Annotated in this window: 13 protein-coding genes; 9 read left to right on the top strand and 4 right to left on the bottom strand. The window is 72.7% G+C overall.

Features of this window, described 5'->3' with window-relative positions:
• The first annotated feature begins 1 nt into the window (after position 1).
• The 6 genes from tilS to LHA35_RS07535 all read left to right on the top strand — a co-directional run bounded on the left by tilS (position 2) and on the right by LHA35_RS07535 (position 7661).
• Positions 2–1282, top strand: a complete 1281-nt coding sequence (gene tilS, locus LHA35_RS07510) for a tRNA lysidine(34) synthetase TilS (RefSeq protein WP_226606482.1) — start codon at positions 2–4, stop codon at positions 1280–1282.
• Between the two features lie 103 nt (positions 1283–1385).
• Positions 1386–3314: an ATP-dependent zinc metalloprotease FtsH gene (ftsH, locus tag LHA35_RS07515; protein ID WP_226606541.1), complete on the top strand. Its 1929-nt coding sequence runs from the start codon at positions 1386–1388 to the stop codon at positions 3312–3314.
• An 81-nt stretch (positions 3315–3395) separates the two neighbouring features.
• Positions 3396–4460 (top strand): dihydropteroate synthase, encoded by a 1065-nt coding sequence (folP, locus tag LHA35_RS07520; protein WP_226606484.1) that lies wholly within the window; start codon positions 3396–3398, stop codon positions 4458–4460.
• Between the two features lie 107 nt (positions 4461–4567).
• On the top strand, positions 4568–5932 hold the full coding sequence (glmM, locus tag LHA35_RS07525; RefSeq protein WP_226606487.1) for a phosphoglucosamine mutase: 1365 nt from the start codon (positions 4568–4570) through the stop codon (positions 5930–5932).
• A gap of 29 nt (positions 5933–5961) precedes the next feature.
• Complete coding sequence (thiD, locus tag LHA35_RS07530) at positions 5962–6771, top strand: bifunctional hydroxymethylpyrimidine kinase/phosphomethylpyrimidine kinase (RefSeq protein ID WP_226606490.1); 810 nt, start codon at positions 5962–5964, stop codon at positions 6769–6771.
• Positions 6771–7661 (top strand): PhzF family phenazine biosynthesis protein, encoded by an 891-nt coding sequence (locus LHA35_RS07535; RefSeq protein ID WP_226606494.1) that lies wholly within the window; start codon positions 6771–6773, stop codon positions 7659–7661. The genes thiD and LHA35_RS07535 overlap by 1 nt, the downstream gene beginning before the upstream one ends.
• Positions 7662–7763: 102 nt before the next feature.
• Here the strand turns inward: LHA35_RS07535 and LHA35_RS07540 are convergent, their stop codons facing one another.
• Positions 7764–8774: an AI-2E family transporter gene (locus tag LHA35_RS07540; protein WP_226606497.1), complete on the bottom strand. Its 1011-nt coding sequence runs from the start codon at positions 8772–8774 to the stop codon at positions 7764–7766.
• A 318-nt stretch (positions 8775–9092) separates the two neighbouring features.
• Between LHA35_RS07540 and LHA35_RS07545 the strand changes: the two genes are divergently transcribed.
• Positions 9093–10265, top strand: coding sequence for an acetate/propionate family kinase (locus LHA35_RS07545; protein WP_226606500.1), 1173 nt, complete (start codon positions 9093–9095; stop codon positions 10263–10265).
• Positions 10266–10510: 245 nt separating this feature from the next.
• On the opposite strand, the gene LHA35_RS07550 is transcribed toward LHA35_RS07545, so the two are convergent.
• Genes LHA35_RS07550 through LHA35_RS07560 form a run of 3 tightly spaced genes read right to left on the bottom strand, consistent with a single transcriptional unit; the run spans position 10511 to position 13353 of the window.
• On the bottom strand, positions 10511–11473 hold the full coding sequence (locus tag LHA35_RS07550) for a glutathione S-transferase family protein (protein ID WP_226606503.1): 963 nt from the start codon (positions 11471–11473) through the stop codon (positions 10511–10513).
• Between the two features lie 46 nt (positions 11474–11519).
• Entirely contained in the window at positions 11520–12476 is a 957-nt protein-coding gene (locus LHA35_RS07555) for a tripartite tricarboxylate transporter substrate-binding protein (RefSeq protein WP_226606504.1), read from the bottom strand.
• Position 12477: 1 nt separating this feature from the next.
• On the bottom strand, positions 12478–13353 hold the full coding sequence (locus LHA35_RS07560; RefSeq protein ID WP_226606506.1) for an MBL fold metallo-hydrolase: 876 nt from the start codon (positions 13351–13353) through the stop codon (positions 12478–12480).
• Between the two features lie 210 nt (positions 13354–13563).
• Between LHA35_RS07560 and LHA35_RS07565 the strand changes: the two genes are divergently transcribed.
• Positions 13564–15285, top strand: a complete 1722-nt coding sequence (locus LHA35_RS07565) for a cation:proton antiporter (RefSeq protein ID WP_226606508.1) — start codon at positions 13564–13566, stop codon at positions 15283–15285.
• A gap of 356 nt (positions 15286–15641) precedes the next feature.
• Entirely contained in the window at positions 15642–16397 is a 756-nt protein-coding gene (gene cnbZ, locus LHA35_RS07570) for a 2-amino-5-chloromuconate deaminase CnbZ (RefSeq protein WP_226606510.1), read from the top strand.
• Positions 16398–17090 lie beyond the last annotated feature (693 nt).

The raw sequence follows: 17090 nt of genomic DNA on the forward strand, positions 1-17090 counted from the left end.
CATGCCGGCCGCAGCGGCGCCGATCGGGGAGGCGGAATTCGCGGCGCTGATGGCGCCGCTCGGCCCCTTCGGCCTGGCCCCCCGGATCCTCGCCGGCGTCTCCGGCGGCCCGCACAGCCTGGCGCTCGCCCTGCTGGCCGATGCCTGGGCGCGCCGCCGCGGCGGCATGCTGCTCGCCTGCATCGTCGATCACGGGCTGCGGCCGGAGAGCGCGGCGGAGGCGGCCGGCGTCGCCGCCCTGCTGGCCGGGCGCGGCATCGCGGCGCGTATCCTGCCGCTCGGCCTGCCGCCGGGCCGGGGCCTGCAGGCGCGGGCGCGGGCGGGGCGGCAGGCCGCCCTGCTGGAGGCCTGCCGGGCGGCGGGCGCGCCCTGGCTGCTGCTCGGCCATCATCGCGCCGACCAGGCGGAGACGCTGCTGTTCCGGGCGCTGCGCGGCAGCGGCGCGGCCGGGCTCGCCGCCATGCCGCCGGCGCGGGCGGAGGCGGCGGCGCTGGTGCTGCGGCCGCTGCTCGGCCTGCCGCCGGCGCGGCTGGAAGCGGTGGTGGCCGAAGCCGGCCTCGCCCCGGTGCGGGACCCGAGCAATGCGGATCAACGTTTCGCGCGCGTCGCGCTGCGCGTCGCGCTCGGTGACCCAGCGGGGGAGGGCCCGGCCAGCACGGCGCTGGCCGCGGCGGCGTGTGCCTTCGCCGCGCGCCGGAGGCGGGCGGAGGCGGCGCTGGCCGTGCGGCTCGCCCGGGCGGCGCAACTCTTCCCGACCGGCCATGCCGTGATCGACCCCGGCGCGCTCGGCGCGGATCCGGTCGCCGAGGCGGTGCTGGCCGCCCTGATCCGCACCGTCGCCGGGGCGGAATTCGCGCCGCCGCCCGAGGCGGTCGCGGCGCTGCTGCGGCGGGGGGAGGGGACGCTGGCCGGCACCTGGCTGCGGCGGCGCGGGCCGGGCTGGATCCTGCTGCGCGAGCCGGGCGCGGTCGCGCCGCCGGTGCCGGCGGACGCCGGGATGCGCTGGGACGGGCGCTTCCGGCTGCGGGCGGCCGGGCGGCCGGGCCACAGCTTGGGCGCGCTCGGGGCACGGGATGCGGCGGCGCTGCGCGAAAGGGCGCCGCACTGGCCCGCCGCCCTGCTCGCCACCCTCCCCGCCATCCGGGAGCACGGCATGCTGGCCGCGGTGCCGCTGCTCGGCTATCCTGATCTGCAAAGCTGTGCGGTCTTCGCGCTCGACTTCACCCCGGCCGGTGGTCCGGTCACCGGGGGAGCCGAATGGCGGGGTCGCTTGGCCCATTAACTGCCGGGACGGAATCCCTATCTAGGACCGGCAGGATCGAGGGCATCATGCCCAAGGGTTCATGGCCCGGTTCGGGGCCGTGGCGGGAACGGGATATGAATCGGTGAACAATTTCGGCCGCAACCTGGCGCTTTGGGTCATCGTGGCGCTGCTGCTGGTGGCGCTCTTCAACCTGTTCCAGCCCAGCGGCTCCGGCCAGCGTGGGGCGCAGCAGGTGGCCTATTCCGACTTCTTGAACGAGGTCGGCGCCGGCCATGTTCGAGATGTTGTGATCCAGGGGCGGACGGTGAGCGGCCAGCTCTCCGACGGCAGGACCTTCCAGACCTATACGCCGGAGGATCCGGCGCTGGTGCAGAAGCTGACGGAGAAGGGCGTCCGCGTCGTGGCGCGGCCGGAGGAGAGCGACGTCAACCCGCTCTTCCACTACCTGCTCTCCTGGTTCCCGATGCTGCTGCTGATTGGCGTCTGGATCTTCTTCATGCGCCAGATGCAGTCGGGCGGCGGCCGGGCCATGGGCTTCGGCAAGTCCCGCGCCCGGCTTCTCACGGAAAAGCAGGGCCGCGTGACCTTCGAGGACGTGGCCGGCATCGACGAGGCCAAGGGCGAGCTCGAGGAGATCGTCGAGTTCCTGCGTGACCCGCAGAAGTTCCAGCGCCTCGGCGGCAAGATCCCGAAGGGCTGCCTTCTGGTCGGCCCGCCCGGCACCGGCAAGACGCTGCTCGCCCGTGCGATCGCGGGTGAGGCGAATGTCCCCTTCTTCACGATCTCGGGCTCCGATTTCGTCGAGATGTTCGTGGGCGTCGGCGCCAGCCGGGTGCGCGACATGTTCGAGCAGGGCAAGAAGAACGCCCCCTGCATCATCTTCATCGACGAGATCGACGCGGTCGGCCGGCATCGCGGCGCCGGCCTCGGCGGCGGCAATGACGAGCGCGAGCAGACGCTGAACCAGATGCTCGTCGAGATGGACGGCTTCGAGTCCAACGAGGGCGTGATCCTCATCGCCGCGACCAACCGCCCGGACGTGCTCGACCCCGCCCTGCTGCGCCCGGGCCGGTTCGACCGGCAGGTGGTGGTGCCGAACCCGGACGTGATGGGCCGCGAGAAGATCCTCCGCGTCCATATGCGGAAGGTGCCGCTGGCCTCGGACGTTGATCCGAAGGTGATCGCGCGCGGCACGCCGGGCTTCTCGGGCGCCGACCTGGCGAACCTCGTGAACGAGGCGGCGCTGCTGGCGGCCCGCACCGGCCGCCGCACCGTCGGCATGCACGAGTTCGAGCAGGCCAAGGACAAGGTGCTGATGGGCGCCGAGCGCCGCAGCCTGGTGATGTCCGAGGACGAGAAGCGCATGACCGCCTATCACGAGGCGGGCCACGCGCTCTGCGCCCTCAAGCTTCCGGAATGCGACCCGGTCCACAAGGCGACCATCATTCCGCGCGGCCGCGCGCTCGGCCTGGTGATGTCCCTGCCGGAGGGCGACCGCTACTCCAAGCACAAGTCGAAGCTGCTCTCGGAACTGGCCATGGCCATGGGCGGTCGCGTGGCGGAGGAGCTGATCTTCGGCTCGGACAAGGTCTCGAACGGCGCCTCGGGCGACATCAAGATGGCGACCGACCAGGCCCGCCGGATGGTCACCGAATGGGGCATGTCCGAGAAGCTCGGCATGATCGCCTATGGCGAGAACAGCCAGGAGGTCTTCCTGGGCCACTCCGTGACCCAGTCCAAGAACCTCTCGGAGGAGACGGCGCGGCAGATCGATGCCGAGATCCGCCGGATCATCGACGAGGCCTATGCCCGCTCGAAGCAACTGCTGTCCGAGAACATCGACGAGCTGCACCTGCTGGCCAAGGGCCTGCTGGAGCACGAGACCCTCTCGGGCGACGAGATCCGGCTGGTGATCCGCGGCGAGCCGATCATCCGCAACCGCCCGGACGAGCCGGTGCCGCAGGGCCGCGGCAGCGTGCCGACCAGCGGCCGCTCCCCGCGCCCGAATACCGGCGGCGGGCTGAATCCCGGCGCGGCGCCGGCGACCTGAGACGGGCGGCCCGGGGCGCCATCGCTCCCCGGGCCGGCACCGATCGGTCCGGCCGGACCGGCCCCGGATCCAGGAACTGCGATGACCGAACGATGGATCGAGCCGCTGGGCCTGCTGGAGGGCCCGGCGGCTTTTTTTGCGGTGCGCGAGGGGATCGCCCTGCCGCTGCAGGGCGGCCACGCCGCCTTCCCGCTGGTCCGGCTGATCGAGGACGGGGCCGGGCGCGGCATCCTGCCGGTCACCGCCATCCCGGATGAATTCCAGCACCTGCTGCCGGCGCTGACCCGCCGCCCGCCCGCCTTCGCCGGCATCGAGCCGCCGGAGGCGGGCCGGCCGCTGGTCATGGGGATCGTCAATGTCACGCCGGACAGTTTCTCGGATGGCGGCGAGACCGCGGAGGCCGCGGCGGCGATCGCCCGCGGCCATGCCATGCTGGAGGCGGGGGCCGACATCCTGGATATCGGCGGGGAGAGCACCCGGCCGGGCGCCGATCCGGTGACGCCGGAGGAGGAGATCCGCCGCATCCTGCCGGTGGTGCGCGACCTGGCGCGGGCCGCCCCCGTCTCGGTCGATACCCGCCATGCCGCGACCATGGCGGTGGCGCTGGAGGCCGGGGCGGAGATCGTCAACGACGTCACCGCCCTGCGCCATGATGGCGAGGCGCCGCGGGTGGTCGCCGGTGCCGCGGCGCCCGTGGTGCTGATGCACATGCCCGGCACCGACCCGCGCCGCATGCAGGCGGAGGCGCGCTACGGCGACGTGGTGCTGGAGGTGGCGCGCTTCCTGCGCGACCGGGTCGAGACGCTGGAGCGCCTCGGCATCCCGCGCGGGCGGATCGCGCTCGATCCCGGGATCGGCTTCGGCAAGACCATGGCGCACAACCTGGCGCTGCTGGAGCGGCTGCCGCTGCTGGCCGGCCTTGGCTGCCCGGTCCTGGTCGGGCTCTCCCGCAAGCGCTTCCTCGGCACCATCGCCGGCATCCCGGCGGCCGGCCAGCGCATGGTGCCGAGCATCGCCGGCGCGCTCTTCGCCGCCTCCCGCGGTGCCGCCATCCTGCGGGTGCATGACGTGGCGGAGACGGTCCAGGCGCTCGCCCTCTGGCGCGCCGCGGCGACCGGCGCGCCGCCGGAGCACGGCCCGGGCTGAAAGCCGCCATGGGCAGCCCGGCCTCCGGGAATCTCGCGGACAGGTTGATGGACCGCGGGCGCTGCCTTCGCTACGTCATTCCATCCGTTCCGCGCATTGGGTCCGACATGACGACACCTGCCCGCCGCCTCTTCGGCACCGACGGCATCCGCGGCACCGCCAACAAGGCGCCGATGGACGCCGCGACCGCGCTCCGGCTCGGCCAGGCGGCCGGGCGCACCTTCAACCGCGGCACCCATCGGCACCGGGTGGTGATCGGCAAGGACACCCGCCTCTCCGGCTATATGCTGGAGCCGGCGCTGACCGCGGGCTTCATCGGCACCGGGATGGATGTGGTGCTGGTCGGTCCGCTGCCGACGCCGGCCATCGCCATGCTGACGCGCAGCCTGCGCGCCGATCTCGGCGTCATGATCAGCGCCTCCCACAACCCCTATGAGGATAACGGGATCAAGCTGTTCGGGCCGGACGGGCTGAAGCTCTCCGATGCGCAGGAGGTGGAGATCGAGACGCTGATGGCCGGCGACCTCACCCAGGCCCTGGTCGCCCCGGCCAGGCTCGGCCGCGCCAGCCGGATGGAGGACGCCCCGGGCCGCTACATCGAGGCGGCCAAGCAGTCCTTCCCCCGTGGCCTGACGCTGGAGAGGCTGCGCATCGTGGTCGATTGCGCGCATGGCGCGGCCTACAAGGTGGCGCCCACCGTATTGTGGGAACTGGGGGCGGAGGTGGTGCCGGTCGGGGTCTCCCCGGACGGCTTCAACATCAATGACGGCGTCGGCTCCACCGCGCCCGGCCGGCTGGCCGAGATCGTGCGGGAGCGGCGGGCGGATCTCGGTATCGCGCTCGACGGCGATGCGGACCGGCTGGTGCTGGTGGACGAGAAAGGCGCGATCATCGATGGCGACCAGATCCTCGCCCTCATCGCCGGCTCCTGGCATGCGCAGGAGAGGCTGCGGGGAGGCAATGTCGTCGCCACGGTCATGTCGAACATGGGTCTGGAGCGCTACCTGCGGGAGCGTGGGCTTGGCCTGCTGCGCACCCCGGTCGGCGACCGCTATGTCGGCGAGCGGATGCGCGAGTTGGGCTGCAATCTGGGCGGCGAGCAGTCCGGCCACATGATCATGACCGATTTCGGCACGACCGGGGACGGGCTGATTGCCGCCCTGCAGGTGCTGGCGGTGCTGGTGGAGGAAGGCCGGCCCGCCAGCGAGGTGTGCCGCCGCTTCCGTCCCCTGCCGCAGCGGCTGGTCAATGTGCGCTACAGCGGCGCCTCCCCGCTGAAGGACCCGGCGGTGCAGCGGGAGATCGCGGCGCATGAGGAGCGGCTGGGTGAGCGCGGCCGCGTCCTGATCCGTGCCAGCGGCACCGAGCCCGTGATCCGCGTCATGGCGGAGGCGGAGGAGGAGGCGCTGGTGAACGAGACGGTGGAGACTCTGGCCGAGGCCATCCGCCTGCGCGCCAAGGTGCCGGCATGACCACTGCCGGTGACCGGCCAGGCCAGGCGATGGGCAGGGTTCTCATCATCGCCGGCTCGGATTCCGGCGGCGGCGCGGGCATCCAGGCCGACCTGAAGGCCGTGACGGCGCTTGGCGGCTATGCCGCCACCGCCATCACCGCGCTGACGGCGCAGAACACCGAAGGCGTGCATGGCGTCCTGCCGATCCCGACGGAATTCCTCCGCCGGCAGATCCAGGTGGTGCTGCGCGACATCGGCGCGGATGCGCTGAAGACCGGCATGCTGCACGACGTTCCGACCATCGAGGCGGTCTGCGAGGAGATCGCCGCCGAGGCGCCGGGCGTGCCGCTGGTCGCCGACCCCGTCATGGTGGCGAAGGGCGGGCATCCGCTGCTACTGCCCGATGCGGTGGAGACGCTGAAGCGCCGCCTGCTGCCGATCGCGGCCGTCATCACGCCCAACCTGCCGGAGGCCGAGGTGCTGCTCGGCCGCCCCGTCGCCGATGCGGCGGCAATGCCGGCGGCGGCGGAGGCGCTGCTCGCGCTGGGCCCGCGTGCGGTGCTGCTGAAGGGCGGCCATCTCCCGGGCGGGCGGGTGGTGGATATCCTGGCGACGCCAGCGGGCATCACGCGCTTCGAGGACGCCCGGATCGAGACGCGCCACACCCATGGCACCGGCTGCACCCTGGCCTCGGCGATCGCGGCCGGGCTGGCGCAGGGCATGCCGCTACGCGACGCCGTGGCACGGGCCCGCGCCTATGTCCGGGCCGCCATCCTCGCCGCGCCCGGCCTCGGCCGCGGCCATGGCCCGCTCCATCATGGCGTCACGGTGGACCCCGCGCGGATCGCCGCGCTTTGATGCGGAGCTGTCGCTTCGTCACGGTCGATGTCTTCACCGACCGGCGCTTCGGCGGCAACCAGCTGGCGGTCTTCCCGGATGCGCGCGGCATCGGCGATGCCGAGATGCAGGCGCTGGCGGCCGAGTTCAATCTCAGCGAGACGACCTTCGTCCTGCCGCCGGAAGACCCGGCCAACAGCGCGCGCGTCCGCATCTTTAACCGTGTCGCGGAGATGCCCTTCGCCGGCCATCCGAGCGTCGGTACCGCCTGGGTGCTGGCGCAATCCGGCCTCGGCGCCGATGGCAGGCTGCGGCTGGAGCAGATCGCCGGGATCGTCGAGGTCGAACTCTGGCGCGATGCCGCGGGCCAGGTGACCGGCGCCGCCATCGGTGCGCCGCAGCCGCTCTGCATCGGGGCCGAATTGCCGGCCGAGGCGGTGGCCGCCTGTGCCGGCCTCGCGCCGGGGGACATCGTCACCGCCCGCCATGTCCCGACCCTGGCCGCGGATGGCGGCAACCCGCGGGTGCTGGTGGAGGTGACGGAAGCCGCCCTGGCGGCGGCACGGCCGGAACTTGGTGCCTTCCGCCGGACGGTGGCGGCGCATCCGGGGCTCGGCGGCAGGCTCTCCCTCTATCTCTACCGGCGCGACGGGGCGGGCGTGCGGGCCCGCATGTTCTCGCCGCTCACCGGCACCTGGGAGGACCCGGCGACCGGCAGCGCGGCGACGCCGCTCGCCGGCTTCCTGCTGCATCTGAGCGGCGCGGAGAGCGCCCGCCTCGACATCACCCAGGGCGTCGAGATGGGCCGGCCGAGCCTGCTGCGGACCACGGCGCGCCGGACGCCGAGCGGCATCCGCGCCACGGTTGGCGGCGGCTGCGTGCCGGTGCTGCGGGGCGAAGCGCTGCTGTAGAGCAGACCGCGGAAGGCCGTGAACGACCGGACGCGTGACTCTGCTGGAAAACCAAAAAGACCAGCGGATTGGCCCTCGGATATGAGCGCCATCCGCTGTCGCTCAGGGCGGCTCCCGCCCGAGCCAGCCCTCCACATAGGCGCGCCGCGCCAGCACCAGCCCGACGGCCGAGAGCGGCGCCGCGAGCGCCACGCCCAGCAGGCCGAACAGCGCGCCGGTCAGCACCTGCACCAGCAGCAGCAGCGCCGGCGGCAGGTCCGCCGTCTCCGCCTGCACCATGGGCGTGAGGAAATTGCCTTCCACCACCTGCACCGCGAAGATCAGCCCGGCGACCCAGAGGGCGAGCACCGGCCCCTCCGTCAGGGCCAGCAGCACGGCCGGGATGCCGCCGATCAGCGGCCCGAGGATCGGGATGAAGTTCAGCAGGCCGATGATGGTTGCCAGCAGCCCGGCCAGCGGCACGCCGAGCGCCCAGAGGCCGAGCCAGGTCAGCAGGCCCACCACCAGCATGCCGAAGGCCTGGCCCAGCAGCCAGCCGCGCAGCGTCTCGCCGGCCTCCGCCAGGGTGGCCTGCACCCGCCCGTCCAGCCGCGGATCGAACAGGCTGCGCAGGCCGGAGAGATAGCCCGCAGGCTGCGCGGCCAGGTAGAGCGCGACCAGCACCACCAGGGCGAGGTTGCCGAGGCCGCCGAGCGTACTGCCGGCCGCCCGCGCCGCAGCAGTTGCCGCGCCTTCGACCCCGCCGCCGCCGAGCAGCCGTCCCGGCTCCGCCTGCCGCAGCAGCCAGTCGCCCCAGACAGTGCCGGCCATCTGCCCGCGGAGGGCCTCAAGGCTCTTCGGCAGGCTCTCGGCAAGCTGCCGCGCCTGCTCGGCCAACGGCGCCGCGGCCGCCCAGGCGGCGAGCATGAGCGCGCCGGCGACCAGCGCCGCGACGATAAGCACGGCGGCCCAGCCCGGCAGGCCGGTGCGCGCCGCCAGCGGATCGGCCCCGGCGCGCAGGGCGGTCGCCAGCAGCACCGCGGCGAAGCCGAGCAGCGGCACCTCCGGCACCAGCCAGAGCAGGACCAGCAGCAGCCCGAAGAGGACCAGGACAGAGCCTTGCGCGCGCGTCATGACGGGCGAACGGCGGCTCAGGCGGGCGGTTCCGCTGCCGTTCCATGATGGCGGCGGCGTGACCCTGCCGGGCCGTGTCCATCGCCACCCGGCAGGCCAAGCCAGGGCAGGGCGATGCGATGCGCATCGCCCGGCCGCGGCCATGGGCGCAGGCTTGCCCGGGCCGCCCTGCTCATGCTGCGGTGCGCGCGCCGGCCTGGAGTCGCCGTAAGGGGCCGCCCGCCGCGCCGGACAGGGGCGCCGCGCGCAGGAGCCCCCCATGGCGACGTGCCGCGCAGAGAGCGGACCGCAACCGCGGCCGCAGGGAGCATGCCCGGCATGAGCGATGACCTGATCGGCGTGGTGAATGCCGGTTCCTCCTCCCTGAAATTCGCGCTCTACGAGGGCGAGCGCCGGCTGCTCGCCGGCCAGGTGGACGGAATCGGGGTCAGGCCGCAGGCCCGCGCCAGGGATGCCGGCGGCGAGGCAATCGCGCCCCCCGCGCTGGACCCGCCGCCGCAGACGCCGGCGGAGGTGGTGCCGGCCCTGATACCCTGGCTGCGCGAGCGGCTCGGCAGCCGCCGGATCGCCGCCCTCGGCCACCGCGTGGTGCATGGCGGCACCAGATACGCGAAGCCGGTGCGGGCGACGCCGGAGGTGGTGCGGGACCTGGAGGCGCTGGTGCCGCTCGCCCCGCTGCATGAGCCGCACAACCTGGCGCCGATCAAGGCGGTGCTGGCGCTGGACCCGGACCTGCCGCAGGTCGCCTGCTTCGACACCGCCTTCCATCGCACCATGCCGGAGGTGGCGCAGGCCTTCGCCCTGCCGCGCGCCATGTTCGAGGAGGGGCTGCGGCGCTACGGCTTCCACGGCCTCTCCTACGAATACATCGCCTCCGTCCTGCCCGAGGTCTCGCCGCGGCTGGCGGAGGGGCGCTGCATCGTCGCGCATCTCGGCAACGGCGCCTCGGCCTGTGCGCTGCGGGCGGGCGTCTCCATTGCCACCACCATGGGCTTCACCGCAGTGGACGGGCTGCCGATGGGCACCCGCACGGGGGAGTTGGATGCCGGCGTGGTGCTGCACTTCATCCAGCAGCGCGGCATGGATGCGGCGCAGATCCAGGACCTGCTCTACAGAAAATCGGGGATGCTCGGCCTGTCCGGCGGCATCTCCTCCGACTTCCGCGACCTGCTGGCGAGCGACGATCCACGCGCGGCCTTCGCGATCGAGGTCTTCTGCTACCGCACGGCGCGGCAGATCGCCTCGCTCGCCTGCGCGCTGGGCGGGCTGGACGGCATCGTCTTCACCGCCGGCGTGGGCGAGAACGCGGCGCCGGTGCGGGCGCGGATCTGCCAGGCGCTGGGCTGGCTGGGCCTCGCCTTCGATGCAACCGCCAATGCCGCGCATGGCCCGCGCCTCAGCGCGCCGGGCAGCGCGGTGGAGGCCTGGGTGATCCCGACCGACGAGGAGCGCATGATCGCGCGCCACACCCGGGCCCTCGCCCTGGGCTGAGCCGGGCCGGCGGCGCCCGGCGCCGCGCGCCGCCGGCAGGCGCTTGTTTCCGTCGCGCCTGCCCGCCGGTTCCGCGCGCTGACGGATCCCGCGAAGGTCGGGCCCTTGCACCCGGAGCGTCCTACCAACGGCCCGGATGCGCGACCGCATCCGGGCAGGAGCGCCGCAGTTGCGGCGGGCCGCGGAGGCGGCCCCGGCGTGGGCTGGCGCCCACGCCGCAGGGTCCATGATCGGGGCCGGTCCTATCAGGCCAGCGGGGCGACCGTCCGGCTGCCCGGCCGGTCCAGGTCCAGCATCGGCCCGAGCGGCACCACGCCGCTGGGATTCACCCAGGCGTGGCTCTGGTAGTAGTGCCGCTTGATATGGCCGAAATCGACCGTCTCCGCGATCCCCGGCACCTGGTAGAGCGAGCGCGTGTGGTCCCAGAGCGCGGGGTAGTCCAGGATCCGGCGCAGGTTGCACTTGAAGTGGCCGTGATAGACCGCGTCGAAGCGGATGAGTGTGGTGAAGAGCCGCCAGTCGGCCTCGGTCGCGGCTTCCCCGCAGAGGAAGGGCTGGCGCGATAGCCGCGCCTCCAGCCAGTCCAGCGTCTCGAAGAGCGGGATGACCGCTTCCTCATGGGCTTCCTGGCTGCGGGCGAAGCCGGCGCGATAGACGCCGTTGTTGAGCGTGGCATAGACGCGCTCATTCACCGCATCGATCTCGGTCCGCAGCGGCGCCGGGTACCAGTCGCCCGGCGCGGCGCCGATGCCGTCGAAGGCATGGTTGAGCATGCGGATGATCTCCGCGCTCTCGTTGTTCACGATGGTGCCGGTGGCGCGGTCCCACAGCACCGGCACCGTCACGCGGCCGGAATAGCCTGGCTCGGCCTTCGCATAGACCTCGTGCAGGGCCTGCGCGCCGTTCACGCTGTCCGCCACCACACCCTCGCTGGGGGCGAAATTCCAGCCCTGCTCGCCCATCAGCCAGTGGGTGACCGACAGGCTGATCATCCCCTCCAGGCCCTTCAGACGGCGGAAGATCAGCGTGCGATGCGCCCAGGGGCAGGCGAGGGAGACATAGAGGTGGTAGCGCCCCGCTTCCGGCGGGAAGCGGCCGCCCGGCGCGATCCGGTCGCGGAAGCGTGTTTCCGGCCGCTGGAAGCGCCCGCCCGCGCCTGGCATGCTGGCCTCATCGGCGTACCAGACGCCGTCCACCATCCGTCCCATCGCGCGCTCCCGTCTCGCTTCCGGCGGATATGGGGCGCGGGTGGGTTCAGTCCACGCGGATATCCGCCTCCCGCACCACCCGGCCATGCAGGGCGGCCTGGTCCCGGAGGAAGGCGGCGAACTCCTCCGGCGTGTTGGGCGGCGCCTCGTTGCCGAGCGCGGCGAGCTTCTCCGCCACCGGCGGATCGGCGGCCACCGCGTTCAGCGCCGCGTTCAGGTCGCGGCGGAGGTCTTCCGGCGTGCCGGCCGGCAGGAAGACGCCGTTCCATTCATGGGTCTCGAGGCCCGGCAGCGTGCTGCCGATCGCCTCCACTCCCGGCAGCACCGCGACCGGCCCGCGTCCGGCATGCGCGAGGACATGGGCCGTGCCGTTGCGTGCATGCGCGACGCTGCCCGGGACATTGGTGAATTGCAGCTGCAGGCGGCCGTTCATCAGGTCGTGCCGCGCGGATGGCGCGTCGCGGTAGACCACATGGTTGATCCGGACCCCTGCCATCCGGTTGAACAGCGCGAGGGTGATGTGCTGGGCGGAGCCGATGCCGGTGGTGCCGGCATCGATCCTGCCCGGCGCCGCCTGCGCCGCCGCGATCAGTGCCCGCACTGTGCGCGGCGGGAAGTCGTTCGCCGCCAGGATGGCGTTCGGCGTCAGCAGCGAGAGGAAGACGGGCAGGAAGTCGCGCCCGGTGTCGTAGGGCAGCCGCGGCCCGAACAGCGCCGGGTTCACCGAATGCGCCGTCGCATCATAGAGCAGCGTGCCGCCATCGGGCGGGGCGCGCGCCACCAGCGTCGCGGCGATGGTGCCGGCGGCGCCGGGCCGGTTCTCGACCAGATAGCTCCGCCCGGTCCGCTCCGCCAATCGGCCGAAGAGCAGGCGGCAGACCGTATCGGCGGTGCCGCCCGCGCCATAGGCGTTGATGACGCGCACGACGCGGTCCTGCGCCCGGGCGAGCGCCGGCGCGGCGAGCCCGCCGGCCAGCAGGGCGCGCCGGCGGGCGGCGCGCATCTCAGCCCTCCGTCGGCATGAAGCGGAAGCCGTCCCCCCAGCGCGTCAGGTGGCCTGTGGAGGGGGAGGGGAAATGCGCGGTGCAGATCAGCCGGCCGGTATCGCAATGGCATTCCAGGAAGCGCCGCCGCGTCACTGCCGACTGCTTCTGGTCGACATCGGCGCGCATGGAGATTTCCGGGTAGCGCGCCTGCAGCGGCGAATGGATCAGGTCGCCGGTCAGCACGGCGATGGTCTCGCCCTTGCCGAGTTCCACCGCATAATGGTCCGGCGTGTGGCCGGGCGTCGGCGTCAGGCGCACATGGTCGTTCAGCGCATGGTCGGTGGCGACGAGATCCGCCCGCCCGGCCGCGACCACCGGCAGCACGCTGTCCTCGATCACCGGGTTCGGCGCCCTCGCATGCTCCTCCGACCAGTAGGCATATTCCTTCTCGCCGAAGATGTAGCGCGCCTTCGGGAAGGTCGGCACCCAGCGGCCGTTCTCCAGCCGGGTGTTCCAGCCGACATGGTCGACATGCAGGTGGGTGCACATGACATAGTCGATGTCGCTCACGGAAAAGCCCGTGGCGGCCAGGTTCCGCTCCCAGGTCTCGGCGGTCTTCATGTGCCAGAAGGGCCGGTTCGGGCGGTGCTTGTGGTTGCCGACACAGGTATCCACCAGGATGGTGTGGTGCGGCGTGCGGATCAGGTAGGACTGGATGCAGAGCCGGACCTTGCCGGTGGCGGGATCGATCGCCTGCGGCTCCAGCCAGGACCGGTTCTCGTCGAGCACCTCCTGCGTCAGCCCGGGGAAGAATTCGAGCGGATCGAAGAGCGGCTCCTCCTCCTCGATCACCCGATGGATCTCGAGATCGCCCAGCCGGAAGCTCTTGCCCATGTCCGTCTCCTCTGCGGGCGTCGCCCCCGCTGGCCGGGAGTGTAGCGCCGCGGCGCATCATCGCCAGCAGGAACGCTGCCGCGGGGCGGCGGCCAGACGATGGCGGATGGCGGGCATCTCCGAAGGCCATCCGCCACGGGCCCGTGGTCTCCGGGTGGATTCGCGGCAGGGTCGTTCCCGCCCCTCCGCGATCTGCGCTAGAGGGGCGGCATGCATGCCGCACCGCCGATGCTCGTCACGCTCGTCCTCGCGCTCGCCCTGGCGCTGGCCTTCGGGACCCTCGCACGCTGGCTGCGCCTGCCGCCGCTCTTCGGATACCTGGTGGCCGGCGTGGCGCTCAGCCCGCACACGCCGGGCTATGTCGGCGATGCCGCGCTCACCACCACCCTGGCGGAGGTCGGCGTGGCGCTGCTGCTCTTCGGCGTCGGCCTGCATTTCCGCCTGGCCGATCTGCTGGCGGTCTGGCGCATCGCCCTGCCGGGGGCGGTGATCCAGGTCGGCCTCGCCATGATGCTCGGCGGGCTGCTCGGCGCGCTCGGCTTCGGCCTGCACTGGGGGGCGGCGCTGGTCTTCGGGCTCGCGCTCGCCATCGCCTCCACCGCGGTCGCGACCCGCATGCTGGCCGAGCGGGGGCATCTCAGCGGCCCGGCCGGGCGCATCGCCCTGGGCTGGCTGGTGGTGCAGGACCTGCTCGTCGTGCTCGCCCTGGTGATGGTTCCGGCCGCGGCCGGGGCGGGGATGGAGGGGTTGCCGTCGGCGCTGCTCACCGCGGTGCTGGAACTGGTCGGCTTTGCCGCCTGCGTGCTGCTGATCGGCCGGCGCGGTCTGCCGGCGCTGCTGTCCCGCCTCGCCCGCGGCCCCTCGCGGGAGCTCTTCACCCTCGGCGTCATCGTCGCCGCGCTCGGCACCGCCTATGCCGCCTCGGAACTCTTTCATGTTTCCTTTGCGCTGGGCGCCTTCTTCGCCGGCGTCCTGCTGGGAGAGAGCGATCTCGGCCACCAGGCCGCGGCGGAAGCGATGCCGCTGCAGCGGGTCTTCGCCGCGCTGTTCTTCGTCTCGGTCGGCATGCTGCTCGATCCGGCGGCGCTGCTGGCGGCGCCGCTGATCTCAGCCGGGGCGCTGCTGACCGTGGTGATCGGGGTCGGGATCACCACCTTCCTGCTGCTGCTGGCCTTCCGGGTGCCGGCCGCAACGGCCGCGCTGGTCGGCGGTGCCTTCGCGCAGATCGGCGAGTTCTCCTTCCTGCTGGCGAAATTCGCGATCGGCCTTGGCCTGCTGCCGGCCGAGGCGAGCGCCCCGCTGCTGGCCGCGGCCTTCGGCGGCATCCTGCTGCTGCCGCTCTCCCAGCGCGGCTTCGCCTGGGCGGCGCGGCAACTGGAGGCGTCGCGAGGATGGCAGTCCTGGCATGCGGCGGGTCAGGGGCCGCGCTTCGGCCCGCCGGAGACGGACGGCCTCTCCGGCCATGCCATCCTCGTCGGCCATGGCCGGGTCGGGCGGGTAGTGGCGGCGGCGTTGATGCGCCATGGCCTCGACCTCGTGGTGATCGAGGCCGACCGCCGCATCGCCGAGCGGGCCCGCAGCCTGGGGGTGCCGGTGATCTGGGGCGATGCCGCGCGGCCGGAGGTGCTGGAGGCTGCGCGGCCGGAGGCGGCGCGGCTGGTGGTGCTGGCCCTGCCCGATGCCGCCGAGGCGCGGCGGGTGCTGCAGCAGATCCGGGCCGTGAACCCGGACATCCAGGCCGCGGCCCGAGCGCATGACGATGCCGATATGGCGCAACTGCTGGGTGCGGGCGGCGTGGCGCTGGCGGTGATGGGGGAGCGGGAGATCGCCCTCGGCATCGCCGATTTCGCCCTGCGTCGCCTGGGCGTGGGGGTGGAGGAGGCGCAGGCCACGGTGGACTCGCTGCGGAGGGGGCGGCAGCAGATCGTCTGACGGCGGAGGCAGGCCGCTTCGCCCCGCGCGCGTCGGGCTCCAGCGCGGACCGGCACGGCGCGGGTAGGGAACGGAGCGCCTTCGGGCGCGGCGCATTGCCTCGCGTTGATCCCGCTGCCATCCCGCATGACGCGGCACTGGCCAGGGACCGGGCCGGTGGAGAAGGGCTCAGCCCTGGCCAGCGCCGCGGCCATCTGCGCCGGGTCGCGCGCGCCGCTGCCGGGCGGCGCCTCGATCGCCGGGCGGCCGCCCGGACGGCGCGTGGGGAGCCGGTGGAGCAGGGCGCGGCGTGCTGGCAAGCTATCCTCCGCCCGGATAATCCGGCATCACCAAAGCGAGGCGTGAGGAGGCGAGGCATGTACGAGACGCGCGAGAGGCCGGCGGATGGCTACAAGGCAATCCCGGCGGTCTTTCAGTATTCGGCGGGCGTCGCGGCGCTGCCGGGCTTCCGGATCGAGCGGGTGCGCTTCGCCGAACCGGTGCCGCTGATGGCCGGCTTCACGAAGATCGCGGATTACCTCCGCGGCATCGGCCGGCCGCTGACCGCCTTCTGCCAGTGCGAGCTGCGCTCCCCCGGCCAGTTCACCGAGGAAGGCTTTCGCCAGTTCAACCTGGGCTATGCCAGGACCCTGGAGGAATGGGGCATCCTGGCCGAGGGCTACAACCCGGTGGCGCGCAGCAATGTCTGCCCGGAACTGACCCCGCCGGCGGAGCCGGGCTTCCACAGCTTCAGCTTCACCCTGCCGGATGCCGGCGCCGCCCACAGCTTCGTCACCGCGGGCAGCGGCGAGAGCACGGAAGGGAAGGGGAGCTACGAGGAGAAGACCATCGCGCTCGGCGACACCTCGCCTTCCGGCCTGCGACGCAAGGCGCAATTCGTGCTGGACGAGATGGAGCGGCGGATGGCGGCGCTCGGCGGTTCCTGGGGCATGGCGACGGCGGCGCAGGTCTACACCATCCACGACATCCACCCCATCCTGGGCGATGAACTGGTGCGGCGCGGCGCCGCGCGCCACGGCGTGACCTGGCATCATTGCCGGCCGCCGGTGGTCGGCCTCGAATACGAGATGGATGTGCGCGGCCTGCCGCTGGAGCGGGTGATCCCCGCATAGTTCCATGCTGTCCCGCAGCCATGCCTTGGCTTTCCTGCGGGACAGCACAGCTTCCCCCTCCGGGCCAGGGTCGCCGGGGCAGGCTCAAGCGCCTCAGTCTGACCGCCGCCGGCTGCTGCTCCGGACCGCGCGCACACGTCGCAGTTCGCATACCTCGGCCGATCTGATACCCACCCGCATAAATCCTGACCTGCCGCTGCTGCAGGCGGCCGAGCACCCGAATGGCCGGGCCCCCATGGAAGATGCCGGCCGCATTTTCCATGGGCACCGGGGGTGCCGCGCCAGGTGGCGCGTCGCCGGGCCGCAGAGCGGCGCAGGCGACTGAGGCCGCATGCAGGCGTCAGCGTTTATGCGGATTGGTATGATACCCGCGGCGGATCGGCCGTCCGGAACTGGCCGCCGATCCGCCGCGGGCCATTGCTCAGGGAGCGGATCCACGCGCCCGGTCGTTCACGGCGTCCTACGATCGGCGCTACAGCGGAATGCGTTCAGAACTGAACGCTTATCCGTTGTAGCTCCTTGTTTTCCGAGCAGATTCACGCCTTCGGTCGTTCACGGCCTCCGGCGATCTGCCCTAGCAGCCTGTCGGGTTTGGGTTTGCTGGCGACGGGTTTGTTGGATTGTGGATCAGGCGGCTGGCCGCAGGCGATGCAGCCTACGGCAGTTGTAGGCGAGGGCGACGAGGGTCCATTC

The organism is Roseicella aerolata, from assembly GCF_020523605.1.
GTDB classification, from domain to species: Bacteria; Pseudomonadota; Alphaproteobacteria; order Acetobacterales; family Acetobacteraceae; genus Paracraurococcus; species Paracraurococcus aerolatus.

Bases quoted from the DNA above. Each gene is read 5' to 3' on its own strand.
- tilS (WP_226606482.1), top strand. From the start codon at position 2: ATGCCGGCCGCAGCGGCGCCGATCGGGGAGGCGGAATTCGCGGCGCTG.
- folP (WP_226606484.1), top strand. From the start codon at position 3,396: ATGACCGAACGATGGATCGAGCCGCTGGGCCTGCTGGAGGGCCCGGCG.
- glmM (WP_226606487.1), top strand. From the start codon at position 4,568: ATGACGACACCTGCCCGCCGCCTCTTCGGCACCGACGGCATCCGCGGC.
- thiD (WP_226606490.1), top strand. From the start codon at position 5,962: ATGGGCAGGGTTCTCATCATCGCCGGCTCGGATTCCGGCGGCGGCGCG.
- LHA35_RS07535 (WP_226606494.1), top strand. From the start codon at position 6,771: ATGCGGAGCTGTCGCTTCGTCACGGTCGATGTCTTCACCGACCGGCGC.
- LHA35_RS07540 (WP_226606497.1), bottom strand. From the start codon at position 8,774: ATGACGCGCGCGCAAGGCTCTGTCCTGGTCCTCTTCGGGCTGCTGCTG.
- LHA35_RS07545 (WP_226606500.1), top strand. From the start codon at position 9,093: ATGAGCGATGACCTGATCGGCGTGGTGAATGCCGGTTCCTCCTCCCTG.
- LHA35_RS07550 (WP_226606503.1), bottom strand. From the start codon at position 11,473: ATGGGACGGATGGTGGACGGCGTCTGGTACGCCGATGAGGCCAGCATG.
- LHA35_RS07555 (WP_226606504.1), bottom strand. From the start codon at position 12,476: ATGCGCGCCGCCCGCCGGCGCGCCCTGCTGGCCGGCGGGCTCGCCGCG.
- LHA35_RS07560 (WP_226606506.1), bottom strand. From the start codon at position 13,353: ATGGGCAAGAGCTTCCGGCTGGGCGATCTCGAGATCCATCGGGTGATC.
- LHA35_RS07565 (WP_226606508.1), top strand. From the start codon at position 13,564: ATGCATGCCGCACCGCCGATGCTCGTCACGCTCGTCCTCGCGCTCGCC.
- cnbZ (WP_226606510.1), top strand. From the start codon at position 15,642: ATGTACGAGACGCGCGAGAGGCCGGCGGATGGCTACAAGGCAATCCCG.